We start from the raw sequence: 19,730 nt of genomic DNA on the forward strand, positions 1-19,730 counted from the left end.
GCAGGCTTATGTCTTTAACCATTCTTAATACGGGTCGCACTCTTTTCCTGTAGGAGCGAGCTGTGCTCTCGATCTTACTGGATTCCTACATCCTTTTTAGTCTCCAATATAGTATTTGACACAATTATTGGAAATAGGTTTATGCGAGTTGGATTTCAGTGGAAAGTCGCGACCGGGAGGTCATTCCGACAAGATGGGTCGTCAGCAATCAGCAAAGAGCGGAAGAGTTCGGAATTAGAAATCTCTCCTACAAGTGTTTGTCGGCATGCTTCATAAAGGAATGCTACGGCGTTAGCGTAAACGGTCAATCGTCTTCCGATAGCGGGTTTCCATCTCAGGTCCTTGGGACTGCAAGTACGCCTGTTCAGAACGACGCGCTGCCTCGGTTGAAGGGAGGACCGGGATATCAATGTCTGCCGTGCTAATCTGGTCGTTGCCCCATTTGTATGCGACAATTTCACCTTTGCTGATGATGAGGTTCATTCCGACGTTCGCTTCTACAATCGGCACACCATTTTCACGCGCTCTGGCGAGCACAGTCTGATTCTGTGCCTTGCCCTTTGAACCATACGAGGGAATTAGGAGGAACTGTGCCCCGTCTAAAACAAGTGTGCGCGCAATCAGCGGATTCCACCTATCGTTGCAGATTAAAATGCCAGCACGCCCGAAAGGTGTATCGAAAGCGCGAATCGTTTCGCCGATGCAATTGAAGTTCCACGATGGATGTGTCCCTTCGGCGAACTGCGTTTTGTGATAGGTGCCGCAAATGTCTCCATTGGCATCAATAAACACAGCGGAATTATAGACAGAAGCAGTCCCACACCGTTCAGCGAACCCGAAACAGAGACAGGTTTTGAGTTGGCGTGCTAACCGACGGAATCGGTGGATATAAGCACCGTCGAGCGGCTCAGCGATTTCAAGCATTGCCTCTGGTGCCGCCCTGCCTTCGATGACATCCATGACGACATAACCCTCAAGGACCCCCTCTGTTGCCAAAATCAACTGAGGGGTATCCTTGGCGGCTTCAACGAAGAAAGCCTCCAGTTTCTCAGCGTTGGAGGCTTTATCCCATTTGGTAGGTTTCAACGAAATTGCGGAAACTTTGATCGACGCATACATATTTTAATGATACCTTGCGGGAGAACGACGGAATTAGGAATCTGACGGTTTTTTCAGAGTATCCGCCTGTGCCGTTGTCGCAGGCTACGTTTAATGTTTCGTTCTCGTCTACTCAACCCAGCCTACGATAAATTCCTATAGGCGAGGTTTTAAACTCGTCTACTTTTTCAGAAAGGACATCGGTGCGGTTAGAAACCGCACCTACCTCGCTTGAAGGAAATGGAAAGACTTTACCTATTTCGGGTAAGCAGTATCCAGAGAGAGAATCGCATAACTGGTTGCTAACACAGGAAGTGCCTCCATCCAACGACTCTCCTCATTTACCCAAGACCCATCGGGTTTCTGGACCCCAATCAGTTTTTCTGCCAGTTCTCGGTACCAATCGTGCGAGATACCTTTCGCGTCCGTAAGAACGGGTTCACCGTAAAGTCGTAACGCCTTCGCCATCGTATGATAGTTGTAGTATAGACCCTGTGCACCCATACCGTAGTTTTCTTCGGTTGTGAAGTGTTCTTGAATCCACTTGACCGCGGCTTGTACACGTTCATCGTCTTTAGCGACATTGGCGTAGATGAAACTCAACAATCCGGCATACGTCATGCTCCCATAGGAGCGCGGGCTTCCCGCGGTATCTGTGCCGGCTTTGCTCTCACCGTCAGGCGAATAGATAAAGCCGCCATCGTTGCCTGCCCACGACTGGTCGTTGCTCTCACTCCGATTCTGTGTGCGTTCCAGAAACTTAATCGCCTTGTCCCAGACCTCTTGGTCGTCGGAACCGCTCTCTTTTAACGCTTGGATGGCGAGGTTCAGATTGGATAGGTCATGCACAGTCTCACGACTTCCATAACCGATCCCACCATGATAGACGCTCTCTTCATCTGTGACCTGTAAACTTTTCAGGAAGACTTGCGCCCTTTCAATAATAAGCGCGTATTCTGGGTTGCCGGTTGAGGAAAGTGCCATCACTGAGATAGCGGTATTGTAATTCGGCAGTGCGGGTTGCATCTCGATATCATAGATGGCACCGTCCGGCTGTTGCATCGCAAGCAATCGCTGAAGTCCCTGCTGGATAAAGGGATGCTCTGCCTCCGAGTACTTGTTCTGAGGATGTCGTAAAAAAGCGGTGAGTGCAAGAGCCGTTATGCCCGGATGATTGGCGAATAGCCCGTCTTCGGCTTGCTGTCCCTTCAGCCACTCCAACCCGCGGTCAATACTCGCAACGACCTGCTCGTTTAATTCGTGATAGGCTGATGTGTCCGTCTCGTGCTCCGCCGTTATACCACTCTGGACAACGGTAAGTATGAGAAGCAACGCCAATATGAATCCACACTGTATTTTCATTTTCATGCTGTTTCTCCCTTTCGACAAGTTATTTGTTAGTTATGATATTAGCAAATACAATGCCAACTCTAAAAGCCTGTTTCGGCGTGAATTCTTGGAATTCAATGGATAATTGTGTCAAAAACTGAACGCTATTGTCCACAATCTGAACATTTTAATTTACCTTGCGGTTAAAGACCGTAGGTCAGGGATTTGACGTGCCTTCCTCAAAAGTCGACTGCGCCGTTGTTGTAGGCTTACGGTTTTGAAACTAACGAAGAAATCGCGCCTATAGCCGGACGGTTTCTCCTGTTTCAGCAGACTGCATCGCCGCGTCGTAGACTTGCATGAGCTTGCGAATCTCCGCAGGCTTGACCACCAATTCCTCACCGTTGTTCAGCACATCCGCGATATTCTGATAATAAGACTTCCACGTCGTCTGAACGCTTTCAACAACGAGTTCTCTGTTCTCGTCGCCTGCTTCTGTCCAGACCTTCGCATAGTTTTCGGGATCCTGCTGCGCGGCATCAATATTACCGGCTACCATTGGTCCCTCCTGTGGGTCCAAGCCGTATTTGATCAACCCACCTAAATCGCCGACGATATACCAACGCGGTTTCTCTGCTTTGGAGAGGTTACCAATCTCAATTTGATACCGTACATCGTTCTCAAACTTAATGATGAGGTTGGCGTAGTTGCCGATATCAATGTCCCATCTCGAATTGTAGTGAACGTCGCAATACACAGATTCAACCGGTGCCGTTACGAGTTGTAGCGCCTGATCCACGAAGTGTGCGGGCCAGTCGTAAAGGATGCCACCACTCTGGCTTTTGACACCGCGCCAACCACGAGGCGGTCCGTATCGCATAATCGCGACCTGAAAAAGGTAAGGCGTTCCAAGCAAACCGTCATCAATAATCTTTCTCACGGTGTTGTAATCCCAATCCCACCGGCGATTATGAAAGACGCTGAGCAGGACGTTGTTCCGCTCGCTCGCCGCAATCATCGCGTCCGCCTCGGCGGTATTCATTGCCATGATTTTGTCTGTGACGACGTTCTTACCGGCATCCATCGCCTTGATAGAGAGTTCGGCATGTGTATCGTGCGGCGTAGCTAACACAACGAGGTCCACAGCGTCATCTGCGATGACTTCGTCAATCGTTTGGTACATCTGTACCTTTGGATATGCCTCGCGTGCGGCTTCACGGCGTTCGGCATCCCGTGTTGCAATAGCATAAAGATTCAGTCCATCTGCCAAACCGACGAGATAGGTATGGAAAGCGCGTCCAGCATATCCGTAGCCAATAACGGCTGTATTTACCATTTTTAATTTTTCCTTGCGGGTGAATAACGCGGGTTTCAAATTTAACATGCCTTCTTATCGAGTCGCCTGCACCGTTGTTGCAGGCTACGGATCCGATTCTAAGAAGACTCTACAAAATACCCGCTGTAAGCGTGGTAGAGGGCAGAACCCTTATCATCAAAAAGTCGCCATCCATTACATTATGGACTCCGTTATTGTTTTTGATCGTTCAGGGTCCAGTCATAATCCAAGTAGCGAAACTCAACGTCTGTCGATTCCAAAAATTCTGCGTCTTCAGGCGGTAGGTAGTCGGCGAGGAAATCCGCTATGCCGTCGTACCCCTCTTTGAAATCGTCTTTGTACCATTTGAAAATTTTAGAGACATGAACGTGTCGTTTCGCGCGATCAATCCGAACATGTTCAGGATTCCGAAGAAAGTTGAGGGTTGCGGTCTCAAGACGTTCCTCAATCGTATCGGCAGAATACGCACGGGTCCACAAAGGTGGACAACTCCTCGACGCACATACAAGGACGAAGTGGACACGCGGATCCACGAATTCTGTGCGGACAATGTCGTGTTCAATCTGATCCGGACTGTATATCTTACCCGAAACGTGGAACTTCAGTCGAGAGAAAAATCCGTTGAAGAGCTTGACCTTTCGGACACTCGTTATCGGATAGTGGTCAATAACGCCTTTAATAACAAGCGCATTGTAAGCGTTCACCCAAAACACCAGTTGCGCATTATAGGATAACGCCTCTGGATTCGCAACAGCCAATAGGTCCAGATACGCCTCAAATTTCCCAGGTTTCGCCTTCAGTTTTGTATAATCGACCCGTCCCTTTTCATCGACATGTTCCCGCAAAACCTGATCAAACAGGTCATGAGAAAAAACAGTGCCTTCCGCGGGCTGCTGGATTCGTGAATCCGTTTCGACACGGAAGTGATAAAGAAAAAGAATGCTGCATAAGGATAAAAGTAAAAGACATACAATTAGGATACGTTTTTTAACAGTCATCAGTCTTCGGTTGTCGGTTGTCGGTTATAGTAACTCAAATTGCTACTTACAAGATTTTAGGTAGACAGCGACCTTTTTGATTAAAAATGGTTCATGAATCTCAGGCGTTTTATAGCGTAGACTGTGAGTCTGCGTCATAATATGCACAACCTAACAGATTATGCTACAAAGTGGCAGCTTAGTGCTGTGTCACTCCTAAAATGATGGATGTGGGCAGCCACAAGGGACTGCCCCTACAGGGAAAATCCCTTCAACCCAACACAGCATTAGGTTATAGTAAAGCCATAATTATGAATACATGTAAAAGGGTGAGGTTAGGAGGAAAATCCGCAGAACCACCCTATCAAAAACCGCAGACAACACCCCAAGCGACACCTCGCCAGCAAAGGTGAAGTGTCCTCACGCATACTCTTCCAAAACGTCCCGGTCGATGTCAATGCCCAATCCGGGTGCCTGTGGAACGTCAACGTATCCATCAACGGCATTAATCGGTTGCGGTGCCAAGGCCGTTCGGAGACGGTTTTCGGTCATATCGAACTCCAACAACGAAGGAATCGGATTGAGTGCGTGGGGTGCATCTGGGAGTGTGGCTTGCCAGTGCAACGTCGCAGCGAGGCGGATGCTACCACCCCACATGTGAGGCAGCACTCGCACGTAGTTCGCACTCGCCATAGCAGCGATTTTTCGGCACTCCGTGAAACCGCCTGCGATGCTCAGATCGGGTTGCACAATATCCAACCCACGTTCCTGCAGTAGGTCTCGGAACGCCCAGCGTCCTTTCAGCATCTCACCACCAGCGATTCTCACCTTCAATGCGTGTCGGATCTCTCGATAACCCGTTACATCGTCACTCGTAATCGGTTCCTCATACCAGAAAAGGTCATAGTCCAGAAGTTTCTGTCCGACATCAATTGCTGTCCCGACATCGTATCCACAGTTTGCGTCAACAGCGAAGAGAGTATCGTCTCCAATGGCGCGTCGGACTGCAGCGACGTTTTTGACATCATAAGCCTCGCCGAAACCGATTTTCATCTTGACAGCGGGGAACCCCGCATCGACGTATCCTTTCGCCTCGTCCATCAACGCTTGCGTTATGTCGGGTTTGTCTTTCTTGAAGAGTCCGCTGGCGTAAGCCGGAATCTTCAATCGGAATGCGCCACCGAGGAGTTGATAGATGGGCATGTCCAATGCTTTGCCCATGATGTCCCAGAGTGCAATGTCTATGCCGCTCAGCGCACCAATATCGCCGCGCATCGCCTCCCAAATCCGTTCCGTGTCAAAAGGTGATTGTCCTATGAGATGTGCTTCAACTGCAGCAGCGGACGGAACGCTCACGCCTTCACCCCAACCGGTAATGCCGGCATCTGTGCAAATTTCGACGACGACGGCAGTTCGCGTGCTCGTCCAACCGCGTGAGTTCGCGAAGGATTCAACGAGTGGATAACGTAAATTGTAGGTTTTAACGTCAGTGATTTTCATAGTTTGGGTGTTTACGGTGTGGTTTTAGACCGTTCTTTGTGTCGTATTGGTATTCACAATGTCCCTCTATTTTACCACATCTTTATATTTTTTGCAGGAAAAACGGAAATAGGATAGCAATCGGCAGTCAGCCTCAAAAAGGCGGCAGGTACATCATCCAAGTGAGCGAAATCGGGATTGGAAATTCCTCCCATAGCGGAGAGTTTGTAATTCTGGGAAAGTCGCGATCGGGAGATCGCTCCTACAGAAGATAACTATCAGCGGCCGGCAGTCAGTTTTAAGTTGCCCCATGTTGTTGTGAGTTTTCCGTAGGGGGTTACGGCGAATCCGCCACTATTTGGAATGCTATCACCAGTGACAGTGATGTTATCAAAGCGTGCTGTATAATTTGCGAGACCGAAGCCGACACCGCCTGTCAGGACGTTAGTAAGTTTACCTGCCTTTACTTCAATTTTTTTCCCGCCATGCACAAAAGCAAAATCATCACCTGTTTCCACAATTTTCTCACCATTTGACGAAAAAGTGAAGTTTTCACCCTTAACGCTTAACTTTAGATGTGCCCACTTGTTTAATCTTAAAAGCGGGTGAGGTTCAAAGTAGAGAACTACAAATTCTACATCGTGCAAATCGCCCGTCACACAACTCAACAATGATCCGGCGAGAGGATCGTCCAGTACCACCGGGTCCGCAAACCTACAGTAGAACAACACACTTCCCTTAACCCGTGCTGCAATCGCTATAGCCCCCCTACCGTGTTTTTTTTCTGGCTTGACATCAAATTCTAAAGTATAATCCTCCCACGTTTCATCACCTGTTGTGAGTAAACGCATAGCCGGATCAGGACTTACGGCGTGAAGTTCATCATTGACGATCTCCCAAGAACCGGGTGCCTTATTCAGTTGGACCAGTTCCTGCCATCCTTCCAAATCTTTGTCATCAAAGGTTTCCAAAAATGTGCCTGACCAGCCGGAAAAGGGCAAGAGGAGAAGGACAGTGACAATACATATACATTTCATTATGCGTCTCCTCCAGTTTGCGATTAGAAGGTGAATTTTGGGTTTCGGAAACCGAATCTACCACTGTTCTTCAAGAGGAATGTGGAACATCCTGCCATGTCGGGTGGCAATGTAAAGTTTGTGATTGCTGACGACAAGAGAACCAACTTCATCTGGAACACTTGGAGAAATCTGATACCATCTTCCACGGTCATCCAAACGATAGACCCCCGTATTACCCGCACCATAAACGTTTGTGTGGTCGACGGCGAATCTATCTATGACGGGACGCTCACCCATTGCATCGGTGAGCACACGCCAGTGTTCGCCGTTCTGTGAAGCCAAAACACCTTCATCCGTTGCGACATAAACCCTTGATCCTGCAAAAATTATTTCCTTGAAACGGGTAAAGCGAAGCGGAAGGATTGGTGTAACATCTTTCCAACTGTTCCCTTCATCAAGTGATTGAAACAACTTACCGTCCTGTTTCCCGACGTAGACGGTTTCCTCCGAGGCGGCTAATTCAAAGCTTTTACCAATTCCATAATCAAGCGTGCTATCGGTGTCTACGAATCCCGTGTCTGTCCATTCCGAGTCGTCGGGCTTCCACCTGAAGAGTCGGTGCTTCCATTCGGCGTAGAACATCTGTCCACTGACTGCGAACCCACCAACGCCGCTATAGTCTTTAACCAAGGACGCTACTCCTGCTGGAAAGTCCTCATTTTCTTCATTATTATCTGACAAAAGTTCCTGTTTGAATTCTTCTGTCCATGCCTCTAACTCAATAGACGAGAATTCCCGTTCAAAAGTGGGTCCCCCTTGAACCGGGACAAATGTGTTGTCACCTGCAGATAATTGAAAAAGGCGTAGGTTGTCGTTTCCGGGGGCGATTCCATAAAGAACGTCGCCAACAGTTTCTAAGTGTGAAGCGAGAGAAAAATGCAGCGGAGAAACCTCTTCTCCTATCCCTTCAAGCGCGTGCTTATCCGAATCAATTCCAACGGTTTCCCACACCTCCCCCCCGTCAACTGACTGAACGAGTCCCCTATCGGTCCGTGCATAAAGTCTATTGTTGATTGCGACGAGATCCTGTATTGTTGTTTCCATTATCCCGTTCGTAAATGGATGCCATGATTTGCCGCCATCAGTTGTGCGATGAATACCAAATGAACCACCCTTGTAAAAAGTATTCTTGTCTGCCGTTACAACCCCTTGTGGTAAAAGCGTTTCGCCAGTGTTCGTCAGAACTACCGCACCAAGTGCTGCACTCCGAAAGGGGGATCCATTTCCGTGCGTTATTTCAGTCCACGATGCCCCTAAGTCAATTGAGTGGAAAACCCTCTCTAAACTTGGACTGTCCGTGATGTGTATCTGTACTGCAATATTTTCGATTGATTGGGAAAACTTCCATCTTGCTGGCTCAGGTCCCGCTACAACATAGAGATTATTTTCAAAAACGGTTAGAGACAGGATGGCTTGCTCGGATGGATGGACGGGTAATCGCTCCCATACATCTGAATTGAGGCGGTAGAGCCCCTTGTTTGTGCCAGCAAACACCGTGTTTTTAACCGCAGTTGCTGCATAAACATTTTCGACTGTGAGTCCATACTCCAAGGGATCCCAGTGGACACCAGCATCTGTGGATCGGAAAATGCCTTTCGTTTGAAGGGCGAGATACATTATAGGACGTGGTTGTGAGTTATGCGCGCCTGTTTCATTCATGATGATAAGTCCAACGGCATGTCCCGCTGGTCGGGAGCAAAAGACCTTCCACGTTTCACCATTATTCGTTGAAGCGAATATTTTATCGGTGGAAACAATATAGAGGGTGTCCCCAAACTCAGCCATCGGCATCCGGAACTGCCCCATTGGTATACTCGTGTTGATGAGTGTCCATGCGGTTGCGTCCGGTGCCAATCTATAGATACCTGTCGGTGCCGCCGCGTAGAGTGTGCTTGTAGATGCAACAAAGATATCGAACACATTACCCCCGTGAGGTCCGTTGGTTCGTGTCCATTGCGAATTATCGAACTTCGCGGAATTCTCCTGCGTATTGGATGCCAAAACCGTCTCGGTCATTTGTTGACCCAGACCCCAGTTTTCGCTCGGCGTAACGGCACGACCAACTTGATTCTGAACAGTAGGCTTTGAATCAATGTTGCGCACAAGAGGCGCGTCAATAATCTCAATCGTGGACTCAGATTGTGCCTCTAAACTGTAAGGTTTCTGAAAACGGGTCATGTATTGATTGCTCACACCCAGCAGCAGTATAACCAAGACGGCAGTCGCCCCAAAAGCCGTCCATGGGAGTAGCGGTTTCCCAATAGGAGGCGGTGTCGGCTTCAGGTCAGCGACTTGCCGCATGATGTTCTCGATCAAATGCGTAGGTAATAACACACCACCAAGGACATCTTGAACCAAGAGTTCTTCTTTTTCTTGCAAGCGCTTTCTTGCCCGGTGCAGGCGACTATGAATCGTTTTCACGGACACACCCAAGAATTTACCAATTTCCTTCGCGTTCATTTCGCCGAGGTAGTAGAGCGTAACAACCGTGCGTTCGCTCTCTGGCAGTCTGGATAGGAGTCTTTTGACGATTTCACTACGGCGTTCAATGGCTTCTGTCTCACGTTCTCCCGATATATAATGGCCATAGGAGTATTTTTCTACTTCTTCCGCACGTGTTCCTTCCAGCGATTGCAAAGTAGGCTTTTTCTTTCGTATCCAATTGATACAGAGCCGATTTGCGATGACATAGAGCCATCCGGCAAACTGATCGTGATTCTTGAGCGTTGAGAGTTTTTTGTACGCTTTGAGGAAGGTGTCTTGCGTAATCTCTTCGGCATAGTGAAAATCGCCAATCTTCCGCCATGCAAGGGCGTGGACACTCTTTCGGTATTTTTGAACCAAGGTGCTGAATGCCGCGTCGTCGCCCGATAAGGTGCTGCGTATGAGTTGAACATCATTTTCTTTTTCCATTAGGATTCTCCATGATAATGAATAGTTTAGTCGCCCTGAACATCCGCAAGCTAACGATCTCCACTCAAATATCTGTCCAGAAAAACTTCAAAAACGCCACGGTTGTTAACACTACAGCAAAAAAACAGAGCAGCAAAACATCCACTGTAGACCGGCGCAATGTCTCGCCTAAGGAAGTTAAGATCACATTTGGGGGTGGCGCGATTTTTTCCTCACTTGACTGAGATGGATTCATACGAGCTGCCATTTGTGCTATCTGTGCAAAGGGATCATCTGAAATATGAGTGAAGTAATCCGTATTGAGTTGGGCATAGTAGGAGTCGCCGGTTTGAAAGTAGGTATCCCTTTTTAACTTTCCTGTCTGTGTTAAGTTCATGACGAGAAAAGTTAAGGAAGATGTCGGCGTGATTCGGGAAAGTGTCTCGCCCATGGACTCTTGTCTCGCCTTCTCACGTTGATATGCCCTGTCAATTTTGTTCGCTTGATTCTCGAATTTCAGTCGATATTCCGTCTCAATAGGTTCGCGGAGTTCTCGCAAATTGTCCTCGCCATCGGGTCTTATCTCAAGGCGGCCTCCTGCGGCTTCCATAATTTTTTTTGTAATCTTCTCATCCTTCTCTGCATTGAGATTATTGCGAATTGCCGTCTTTTCCATATAGACACTCTGCGCTGTTCGAGCGGGTGTGATAAGCTTAGCGGTAACAAAACCAGCGCGTGGTGCGATCAACACGGCAAGTACCCAGACGGTGAAAGCGACGATGAGAACTGTTTTGGAATCGTCCAGATAGGTAGAGATCACCGTTCCTATCGAAAAAAACACCGCAATATAGAGCAGCGAAGCTCCGGTGAGGCTGAGTACCCGTGGAAAAACGTCGGACTCACCCAACGGGAACCCCTGCCAGACAAGCACGAGTAAACCGAATAGAAATGCGACTAAGAACGGCCACCGATCAATTTGCTCCATAGAAAGAGGTCACGCGGTAATGCATTTGCTAAGGTAATTCGCAGTGTCCCGGCTTCCCTTTCCCCGGCAACGGCATCAAATGTAAACAGGAGCGCGAGCAGACTGAAAACAGTGCTGACGACAAACAGAAAGTCAAGGTGTCCTAAAGCATAAGAGAGCGGCGCCTCCGCCAGTGTTGTTGAACCCCGTCGGACACCATTACGGGTCATTCCAAGATAGGTGGGGAGTGCTTCCTCTAACCCGTTCGCGAAGACGCTCAACGGCGTTGGGTTAATGGGCATTTGGCGGTGCCTCTTTCGCTTCAGCACTCGAACGTTTAACTGCCTCCTGATAGTCTACTCGATTCTGGCGATAGTGTCGATAATTGATAGAAAGTGTGAGTGGGATGAGCAGGACACACATCAAAAGGAGCGCGACAAATCGGACGCTCAGAATATGATGCATTATCTCTTTTTGAATTAAGGTTATTAACATTAAAGTGTCTCCATTTCCAAATCGCGGTATGATACGCTTCAATTATTTAAAGACACAATTTTAGCGGCAAAACTTGCATAATCTGAAAAAACCAAAATTTTAACAGGACTTACGCACTGCGAAATGAATTGCACTACTACGAACCATGCGCCTTTTGAGAAACAGGCATCCTTCAAAGGATAACCCTTACGTTTGTAGTGATGCGATTTATCGCATCAATGCGTAAGTCCTATTTAAGCTAAAGGTTAATCAAAGACATTCAATTTTCCATTTATGGATTATGGACACGCCCCTCAATCTCCCCGCAAGCAGGGGAGGCGAGAGGTAGGTGTCTACTTAATTGTAAACTTTACTATAAAACGCCTTTCGCTTAATATTGCCCCACGTCATAGTGACCTTATCCTTCAGAGAAACCGCGAGCAAGGGACCCCGCATCGCGGTTCTGATTTCATCCTCGCTGAGCACACGACTCCATATCGCGACTTCATCGATGGAACCGCCTTCAAAGGCATACTGTGGCTTATTCTTCACACAGCCAATCCGCAAATCCTCCTTATTCGTGCCTTTGAAGTTGACGTTTTCGTTTAAAGTTTGGACTATAGATTCTCCGTCAAGATAGATTTTCACGCCATTATCCCCCACAGTCCCCACAATGTGATGCCACTTTCTATCCTTCATTGTATTATTAACCAGGATCATTTGCTGGTGTTGAAGTTCACCCGTTCCCAATACTATGCCAATACCGGAGCCATCCTCGAACCATCCGGCACCGCCAATATCCTTTTCATCGTAGACTGCCATACCGTATGCACTATGGCGATCTTTGCTACGAATCCCTTTATCGAACCATTGGGAAGAACGCCCCTTCCAATTCTCGTGATACACCCATGCCATCATCGTTATATCATCGTCGATTTTCAATTTATGGGAATCTGGGATATTCACACAATCTTCAGTCTCACGAGTGATACGGATTGCCTTCCCATATTTACCCATGACAAATTGCGTATTTTCGATAACCTTAGCATCCAGACCGTTGCCGGATTCATCAAGAATTTGCTTGTCCTTAACGTTGTCAAACGTAAAGTAAACAACAAGTCCTTTAGTGAGATCTGCTGTAGTGTATCTTGCTGTGATAAGTATCAGAACAAATAATATAAATTGGAGAAATACATGTCTCATTTTTGTCCTCCCATAGTAGAATAGTGTTTGCAAGCACTTGGATCCATCCACAATTTTCAAACTCTGACGGTTTTCGTTCAAATATCTGTGCGGAAGAATTTCAGAAACGCCACGGTTGCAAACCCACCTGCGAAGAAGCAGAGCAACAGCAAATCCAGGGCGGCATGTTGGAGTGTCTCCTCTAAGCTCAATTCCGCGAGCGACGGGGGTGGCATCGGGTCCGAGATTTCTTCATGAATAAGAGCCGCTTCTGACATTTTGCTGAACATCTCCGTATCGAGTGTCTCGTAGTAGCGGGTCCCAGTTTGGAAGTAGGTATTTCTTTTCGCCTGACCGGTGTGCGTAGCATCCGTCGCCAGAAAGATGAAGGAAGCCGTAGGCGTGATTCGGGAAAAGTTTATGCCGATTGCATCTTGGTGTTTTCTTTCCTGTTGGTAACGCCTGTCAAGTTGCGTCGCGAGGTCTCGGTATTTCAACCGGGCTTCCTCTTCAAGAGGTGCCATCTCCTCATTCATTTTGTCAACGAATTCTTCATCTAACCTAAAGAAGCCCGTCGTTTTCTCCCCCTGTAGGGCATTCGCATTAGATTCCTGTATCATTCTACCCATAATTTCGCCTCTTTTCGCTTCGAGGGAAAGCCGCATTTCTGCACGCCTCGCTGTCTTTTCCCTGTAGACGCTTTCCGCTGTTGTTGAAGTCGGCGCGACGATTTGCGCTGCGAGAAACCCAACACGTGGCAAAATTAGGACAGCGAACACCCAGATGGTAAAGGCAACGATGAGTGCTGTCTTGGAACTGTCGAAATAAATCGAGATCACCGCCCCCATTGCAAAAAAGACAGCTATGTAGAGCAGTGAGACAAGGGCAAGGCAAAGGACGCGCGGAAAGATGTCCGGTTCAGCCAACGGGAACCCCTGCCAGACCAGCACAAGTAAGCCGATAATTAATGAGATTAAGAACGGAAGGGTGAAGACGAGGTATCCACCGATGAGTTTGCTCCACAAAAAGATATCACGTGGCAGCGCGTTGGCGAGCGTTATCCGAAGTGTTCCTGCTTCTCTTTCGCCTGCGACTGCATCAAATGTAAACAGGAGCGCGAGCAGACTAAAGACAGTGCTGACAACGAATACAAAGTCGAGATGACCTAAAAGAAAAGCGATTGGCGCGGTAGACAGTGCCGCTTCCCCACGCTTTATCCCATTGCGTGTCATTCCGAGGGAATTCGGAAGGGCGGATTCTAAACCGGTCGCAAACACACTCAAAGGTGTGGGCTTAAGTATCAGTTTGGAAACCTCAAGATTCGGATCTGTCGTCTTTCTCTGTTTCCAAGGTTGTTCCGCCGGGTCCTTATTCTTTTCCTTTTCGACGGCTTCTTGATAGTCAACTTGGCGGTGGAGGTAACGACGGTAATTGATATGGAAGTTGAGCGGAATGAGCAGGACACACATCAAAAGGAGCGCGACAAATCGGGCACTCAGGATATGATGCATTATCTCTTTCTGAATCAGTGTTATTAACATTAAAGGACCCCTCATTGACTTGATTGGTATCGGGTAACAATTTTTGGACGATTCTTTGTTCAATAACACACTGCCGTTTATGAAAGGTTCCTAAGCGGACGTAGCAAACACCCATCCTATTCCATCAAAATGCTGTTGTTTTCACCCAGAATAACTGTGCTGTCACAATATTTAGGGTGACATTGTTTCGCGCCACATCTCAAATTGTAGCAGATAGAATTCAAAGCGTAAATCCATCTGAACGTGATCCACGATCTCTTTCAATTACTAAAGACACAATTTTGAGGCGAAAACTTGCATAATTTGAAAAAATGTAAAAAATTAGCAGTCGGTAGCCGGGATTCGGATATCCCTACTATATAGTTGCGAGTTACCAGTTGTGAGGAATTCCCTAACTCCCTTATTAGAGGGTGTGAGCGTCGCGACCAAGAGGTCGCTCCTATAGAAGATAGTGTTGGTGGTGGTGATTAGATGCAGGAGGTGGGAGGATTACCGGGCTTATGCCGTAAATTAACGGTTGGCGGTACAAATAGGCTTCAGTGGTTGGTCGTCGAGATTGTCTGAATTGGGATTTATAGGATTGAAGGAAAGGGCGAACATGGTGTCGCCCCTCCATTGCTAAATTCTGACACATCCGCGCTATATCCGAGCCTTGATTATAGGGTCGGGATCGAACAGGTATTGTCAACAAGGTTTGGTGCGATTACTCGTCCGGCGGATCCTCTGGGGGTTCGGGAAGGTCTCGGACGATTGCCTCTATTATTATTTGGACCGGTGGATCAGCCACACCTTCTGGAAGTTCGGGTGGATTGGGTGGTTCTATTATTATTCTGAGCGGTGGATCAGCCTCAGCTTCTGGGGGTTCAGGCGGTTTGGGAAGATCTCGGACGATTGCTTCTATGATCGCTTCTATTTCTGGGTCTACGACTACCTCTGGAGGTGCTATGACTCGTACCGGTGGTTCAACCATAACTTCCGGAGGTACTACTAACGGATCCGCCACAACTGACGACTCATTTTTCTCGGCGGATTGGCTTGTATCCATCGAGAGGTTGGGTGCTACAGGGTTTGAACCGCTTCCACAACTGAGCAGAGCGATCAGAGTCGTGAGTAAAACTAAGTACTTCATGATACTTTCCTTCATTGATAGGTGTTTTTCCATTACTTCAATCCGTTCCTTCGTAGGTGGGACTTCAGGGGTTAGTGTGGATTCTTGTGTGACTGTATTACTCGTTCATTTGCTTGAGTCTCCCCCAGAGAGTTGTCTGTTTCTCTGTACTCGGTGAGACGGGAAATGCAGTCTCTGGCACCCATGCTGGCATCGGTTGTAGCGGTAACCCATTGACGATTTCATGGGGTTCACCGGCATTCCCTTTAGCCTTGACGATATGGATGGTACATTTGCTATAGACTTCAGCGATGGGGACGCGTACACCCGGTGGGGGCAGATTCACTATCTTTTTCACAGAATAGGCGATCCACTCACCATCGGGAGACCATGCTGGATGTGTCGCCGACGACAATGCCCCAACCTGCGTTAGTTTTTGTGGATTGTTTCTATTCGTATCAATGACACGAATGTTTATGCCATCTTCAAATAGATTCCCAGCCGCAAAGGCGATCTGTTTGCTATTTAGGGACCATGTGCCTCCAGACGATGTGGACACATCTTGTTTCAGCTGTTTCCGACCTCTTCCATCGGCGGTCATTATATACAGGGCGGTACGTCTGCCATGAGTGGCGGTAAAGGCGATCCATTGACTGTCTGGAGACCAACCCGGCCTCCAGTTATTACCTTGGTTTGTCAACCGTCTAACGTTTGAACCGTCGGTATCCATTCTATAGACATCCAGATACTCTCCTGCTCGATCCGAGACAAAGGCGATCCATTTTCCATTTGGTGACCACGCGGGTCTCAGATTTCTGCCCTCATGGTTTGTTAACCGACGAGATGTCTTATTTTGGACGTCCATCACATAGATATTGGGAGTGCCTTCGTGATTGGATTGATAGGCGACATACCGTCCATCGGGAGACCATGAGAGCGAACCCATATTAGGCACGTCCGTTTTAATACGACGGATAATATTGCCAGTAGTATCTGCCCAGTGTATTTCAGCCGTTCCTGCTTGCTCAACGACATAGGAAAGCACTGGACCCTGAGCGGCTTGTAAACTGCTACTGAGCAGGAATGCGATACAGAATGCGATACAGGTTCGCGTGTATTTCATTTCAGAATGGCTCCTTTATTTTCCTTAGATATCTAACGCTGTTGGGAAACTGAATCTACTGTAGGTTTTCAAGCGGGATATGGGACATCCCACCTTGCTCAAGATCAATGTAAAGTTTATCATTACTGACGACAAGCGCGTCAATTCTACGCCGAATGCTTGGAGAAATCTGTTCCCACTTGCTATGGTCATCTAAACGATAAACTCCTGCATTACCCGCACCATAAACCTCAGTATGATCGACTGCGAATCTATCGATGACAGGACGCGTCCCCATTTTATCGGTGAGCACACGCCAGTGTTCGCCATTCTGTGAAACCAAGACCCCTTCATCCGTTGCGATGTAAATCGTTGCCCCGACAAAAATTATCTCTTTGAAACGGGTAAAGTGGAGTGGAAGGTTCGGTGTAATATCTCTCCAACTGTTCCCTTCGTCAAGCGATTGAAAGAGTGTGCCATTTCGCTTTCCGACGTAGACGGTCTGCCCTGCAGTCGCCAATTTGAATCCTTGCCTCCAAGGCCTACCCCTCCACGAGTCTTCGGTGAGGTCTACTAATCCGGTATTCGTCCACTCTGAATCGCCGGTTTTCCATTTGAAAAGTACTCGCTGGTATTCCACGTAGAACGTTCCATCATTGATTGCAAATCCGCCGGTTGTTGCCCGGGTTGCTGCACTACGCAACGCACTTATCAACCGCGAATCCATTTCCATGCGATTATAGAGAGAGATATATTTGGCTTCCGTAATATTTTTCCATAATTCAGTGGACAACATTCCTGCATGAAAAGCGGGTATCCCTTGAACTGGCGAGAAGACATTGGTATCCGTAGATAAGCGGTAAATCCGCAGATTCTCTTTTTCAGACGTAATCGCATAAAGCTCGCCCTCCTCAACCACCAAGTTTGAATTAGAAGAGAAATTAGTGGGAGACTGCTCTTCCTTCGTCGATTTGGAATCTATCAGAACGCTTTTCCACGATTCACCCGCATCGGTTGATTGGGCAATATCACGGTAGGTATACGCATAGAGTCGGTTGTTGAATGCCACCAAACTTCCTATCTTCGTCCCTATGATCCCATCCATAAATGGGTACCACGATTCACCGGCGTCAATTGTTCGATAAACCCCGTTCGTTCCAACCGCATAAAAAGTCGTTCCGTTTACGCCTATATGTCGTGAATTAAGACCCGTCAACGAACGCGTGTTAACGCCAAGCTTTGTCCAAGTTTTTCCCGCATCTGTTGACCGAAATTGCTCAGAACCGTTTAAAACGAGCGTCTCGCCAGCGACCCAAAATTCTATAGTCCTACTTGCCGTAAAAAAGAGAGGCTCATTTTTAGGCGTTATCTCCGTCCACGATTTACCTAAGTCGTCCGAGTGGAAAATCGCTCCTCTGAGTGCTTTTGGATTTACTATTATCCCTTTTTTCGTTTCACGCGAGTGCCACATGGACAGATCCGAACCGACACCAACATAGAGATTGTTTTCAAAGACTTTCAGGAAATGGATAGCATTGGAGAACTGCACGGGCACCTGCTCCCAACGATCTGCGTTGAGACGGTAGAACCCGGTGTCAGCCTCAGCAAAAGCTTCGTTTTCAAAGGATTGGGTAGTTTTGAAGATTTCCACCGGCACCTGCTCCCATCGCTCTGCACTGAGACGGTAGAGTCCCTCGTTTGTGCCAACAAATACCGCGCTTCCTATTCCGACCATTGCGCGTATGCGTTTACCTGTCAATCCTTTGTCAAGGAGTTCCCATCGTGTACCGGCATCCGTAGATCGAAAAACGCCTTCATCTCGAAACGCAAGATACATTGCAATGCCTGTTCGCGAAGGCATGATTTGCGGTGCATCGGTTACGATCAGCCCAACATGATAAGGTCCCTCTGGTCGAGGACAAAAGGCGTTCCATGTCTCTCCATCATCACTGGAAGCGAAGATTTCATCATCAGAAACGATATAGAGGGTTTCGTTATACTCTGTCATAGACATATAACCGCCAGGGGTTGAGATATCCGGGACGATGCGTGTCCAAATAGATGTGTCCGCTGTTAACCTATAGACCCCCGTTTGTGTGTCAATGTAGAGTGTGCCGTCAGACGCAGCAAAAGTATCAAAGATGGGGGTCCCTTGTGGACCACTTGCCTGTGTCCACTGCGCTGTAGAGAATTTAGCGGGTCCATCCGATTCCTTAATGGTCGTCAAATGTGCTTCAGAAGTCTGTAAACCGGCACTGTTGTTTTTACCCGGGGACACAGCACTTCCGGTCTGATTCCGGACACTCGGTTTTGAATCACTCTCAAGCGTGAAAGGCACATCAATGATTTCAATGGTCGGTTCGGATTCTGCCTCAAAACTATACGGTTGTTGAAAACGGGTGAGGTAGGGTTGACTCGCGCCTAATAGCAAGGTGATTAGAAGAGCAGCGGTGCCGAAAGCAACCCACGGGAATAGTGGTTTCGCAGTCGGAGGCGGTATCGGTTCCATGTCGGTGATCTGTCGCAGGATATGGCTTGTTAGGTTTTCCGATAACTGGACACCACCGAGAACCTTTTGAACGAAGCGTTCTTGGTCATCCAGTAAACGTTTCCGTGCCCGACGCAATCGGCTCTTAATCGTGTTCACGGATACACCGAGGAATTTGCCTATCTCCTTGGTTGTCATATCACCGAGATAGTAGAGTGTTACCACCGTGCGTTCACTTTCCGGTAACTTCTTCAACAATTTCTTGACGACTGTATACCGACGCTCAAGCGATTCTGTTTCGCGTTGCTCCGATACATAGCAGGCATAAGAGAATTCCTCTATCTCTTTTATACTCATTGCCTCCAACGATTGCGCCGCAGGCTTGTGTCTTCGGAGCCAATTGATGCAGAGTCGATCCACAATGACATAGAGCCACCCGGCAAATTGGCTGGGATTCTTGAGCGTCGAAAGCTTCTTGTATACCTGAAGAAAAACGTCTTGCGTAATTTCCTCAGCATAGTGAAAATCGCCAATCTTCCGCCATACGAGGGCATGAACGCCCTTTCGGTATTTTTGGATCAAGACACCAAATGCCTCGTCGTCGCCCGATAAAATTCTATGAATCAGTTGAACGTCGTTTGTTACCATCAGGATCCTCCATGATGCACGAACAAATTTGGT

Annotated in this window: 15 protein-coding genes; all 15 read right to left on the reverse strand. The window is 47.8% G+C overall.

The features are described from left to right. Nucleotides 1-291: 291 nt before the first annotated feature. The gene (locus J4G07_01680; protein ID MCE2412691.1) at nucleotides 292-1,119 is read right to left on the reverse strand and encodes a carbon-nitrogen hydrolase family protein; all 828 of its coding nucleotides are present in this window, start codon (nucleotides 1,117-1,119) and stop codon (nucleotides 292-294) included. Nucleotides 1,120-1,353: 234 nt separating this feature from the next. Next, the gene (locus tag J4G07_01685; protein MCE2412692.1) at nucleotides 1,354-2,466 is read right to left on the reverse strand and encodes a terpene cyclase/mutase family protein; all 1,113 of its coding nucleotides are present in this window, start codon (nucleotides 2,464-2,466) and stop codon (nucleotides 1,354-1,356) included. Nucleotides 2,467-2,728: 262 nt separating this feature from the next. Then, nucleotides 2,729-3,763 (reverse strand): Gfo/Idh/MocA family oxidoreductase, encoded by a 1,035-nt coding sequence (locus tag J4G07_01690; protein ID MCE2412693.1) that lies wholly within the window; start codon nucleotides 3,761-3,763, stop codon nucleotides 2,729-2,731. 191 nt (nucleotides 3,764-3,954) lie between these two features. Further along, entirely contained in the window at nucleotides 3,955-4,761 is an 807-nt protein-coding gene (locus J4G07_01695) for a DUF547 domain-containing protein (protein ID MCE2412694.1), read from the reverse strand. 399 nt (nucleotides 4,762-5,160) lie between these two features. Next, nucleotides 5,161-6,240: a mandelate racemase/muconate lactonizing enzyme family protein gene (locus tag J4G07_01700; protein ID MCE2412695.1), complete on the reverse strand. Its 1,080-nt coding sequence runs from the start codon at nucleotides 6,238-6,240 to the stop codon at nucleotides 5,161-5,163. 257 nt (nucleotides 6,241-6,497) lie between these two features. Next, nucleotides 6,498-7,256, reverse strand: a complete 759-nt coding sequence (locus J4G07_01705; protein ID MCE2412696.1) for a DUF1080 domain-containing protein — start codon at nucleotides 7,254-7,256, stop codon at nucleotides 6,498-6,500. Nucleotides 7,257-7,313: 57 nt separating this feature from the next. Further along, on the reverse strand, nucleotides 7,314-10,211 hold the full coding sequence (locus J4G07_01710) for a sigma-70 family RNA polymerase sigma factor (protein ID MCE2412697.1): 2,898 nt from the start codon (nucleotides 10,209-10,211) through the stop codon (nucleotides 7,314-7,316). A gap of 64 nt (nucleotides 10,212-10,275) precedes the next feature. After that, a complete protein-coding gene (locus J4G07_01715) occupies nucleotides 10,276-11,175 on the reverse strand; it encodes an ABC transporter permease subunit (protein ID MCE2412698.1) in 900 nt (299 codons plus the stop codon). Continuing rightward, nucleotides 11,145-11,456, reverse strand: coding sequence for an ABC transporter permease subunit (locus tag J4G07_01720; protein MCE2412699.1), 312 nt, complete (start codon nucleotides 11,454-11,456; stop codon nucleotides 11,145-11,147). Before J4G07_01720 ends, J4G07_01715 begins: the two co-directional genes overlap by 31 nt. After that, the gene (locus tag J4G07_01725; protein MCE2412700.1) at nucleotides 11,446-11,649 is read right to left on the reverse strand and encodes a hypothetical protein; all 204 of its coding nucleotides are present in this window, start codon (nucleotides 11,647-11,649) and stop codon (nucleotides 11,446-11,448) included. The genes J4G07_01720 and J4G07_01725 overlap by 11 nt, the downstream gene beginning before the upstream one ends. 336 nt (nucleotides 11,650-11,985) lie before the next feature. Beyond that, the gene (locus tag J4G07_01730) at nucleotides 11,986-12,831 is read right to left on the reverse strand and encodes a LamG domain-containing protein (protein MCE2412701.1); all 846 of its coding nucleotides are present in this window, start codon (nucleotides 12,829-12,831) and stop codon (nucleotides 11,986-11,988) included. 77 nt (nucleotides 12,832-12,908) lie between these two features. Next, nucleotides 12,909-14,351 carry an ABC transporter permease gene (locus J4G07_01735; GenBank protein MCE2412702.1) on the reverse strand — a complete coding sequence of 481 codons (1,443 nt, stop codon included), beginning with the start codon at nucleotides 14,349-14,351 and terminating at the stop codon, nucleotides 12,909-12,911. A gap of 703 nt (nucleotides 14,352-15,054) precedes the next feature. Next, nucleotides 15,055-15,480 carry a hypothetical protein gene (locus tag J4G07_01740; GenBank protein MCE2412703.1) on the reverse strand — a complete coding sequence of 142 codons (426 nt, stop codon included), beginning with the start codon at nucleotides 15,478-15,480 and terminating at the stop codon, nucleotides 15,055-15,057. A gap of 97 nt (nucleotides 15,481-15,577) precedes the next feature. Further along, nucleotides 15,578-16,582 (reverse strand): PD40 domain-containing protein, encoded by a 1,005-nt coding sequence (locus J4G07_01745; GenBank protein ID MCE2412704.1) that lies wholly within the window; start codon nucleotides 16,580-16,582, stop codon nucleotides 15,578-15,580. Nucleotides 16,583-16,637: 55 nt separating this feature from the next. After that, on the reverse strand, nucleotides 16,638-19,697 hold the full coding sequence (locus J4G07_01750) for a sigma-70 family RNA polymerase sigma factor (protein MCE2412705.1): 3,060 nt from the start codon (nucleotides 19,695-19,697) through the stop codon (nucleotides 16,638-16,640). Between the last annotated feature and the right edge of the window lie 33 nt (nucleotides 19,698-19,730).

This window comes from Candidatus Poribacteria bacterium (genome assembly GCA_021295715.1).
GTDB lineage: Bacteria > Poribacteria > WGA-4E > WGA-4E > WGA-3G > WGA-3G.

Bases quoted from the DNA above. Each gene is read 5' to 3' on its own strand.
- J4G07_01730 (MCE2412701.1), bottom strand. From the start codon at position 12,831: ATGAGACATGTATTTCTCCAATTTATATTATTTGTTCTGATACTTATC.
- J4G07_01705 (MCE2412696.1), bottom strand. From the start codon at position 7,256: ATGAAATGTATATGTATTGTCACTGTCCTTCTCCTCTTGCCCTTTTCC.
- J4G07_01685 (MCE2412692.1), bottom strand. From the start codon at position 2,466: ATGAAAATGAAAATACAGTGTGGATTCATATTGGCGTTGCTTCTCATA.
- J4G07_01750 (MCE2412705.1), bottom strand. From the start codon at position 19,697: ATGGTAACAAACGACGTTCAACTGATTCATAGAATTTTATCGGGCGAC.
- J4G07_01720 (MCE2412699.1), bottom strand. From the start codon at position 11,456: ATGCCCATTAACCCAACGCCGTTGAGCGTCTTCGCGAACGGGTTAGAG.
- J4G07_01740 (MCE2412703.1), bottom strand. From the start codon at position 15,480: ATGAAGTACTTAGTTTTACTCACGACTCTGATCGCTCTGCTCAGTTGT.
- J4G07_01700 (MCE2412695.1), bottom strand. From the start codon at position 6,240: ATGAAAATCACTGACGTTAAAACCTACAATTTACGTTATCCACTCGTT.
- J4G07_01745 (MCE2412704.1), bottom strand. From the start codon at position 16,582: ATGAAATACACGCGAACCTGTATCGCATTCTGTATCGCATTCCTGCTC.
- J4G07_01680 (MCE2412691.1), bottom strand. From the start codon at position 1,119: ATGTATGCGTCGATCAAAGTTTCCGCAATTTCGTTGAAACCTACCAAA.
- J4G07_01690 (MCE2412693.1), bottom strand. From the start codon at position 3,763: ATGGTAAATACAGCCGTTATTGGCTACGGATATGCTGGACGCGCTTTC.
- J4G07_01715 (MCE2412698.1), bottom strand. From the start codon at position 11,175: ATGGAGCAAATTGATCGGTGGCCGTTCTTAGTCGCATTTCTATTCGGT.
- J4G07_01725 (MCE2412700.1), bottom strand. From the start codon at position 11,649: ATGTTAATAACCTTAATTCAAAAAGAGATAATGCATCATATTCTGAGC.
- J4G07_01710 (MCE2412697.1), bottom strand. From the start codon at position 10,211: ATGGAAAAAGAAAATGATGTTCAACTCATACGCAGCACCTTATCGGGC.
- J4G07_01695 (MCE2412694.1), bottom strand. From the start codon at position 4,761: ATGACTGTTAAAAAACGTATCCTAATTGTATGTCTTTTACTTTTATCC.
- J4G07_01735 (MCE2412702.1), bottom strand. From the start codon at position 14,351: ATGTTAATAACACTGATTCAGAAAGAGATAATGCATCATATCCTGAGT.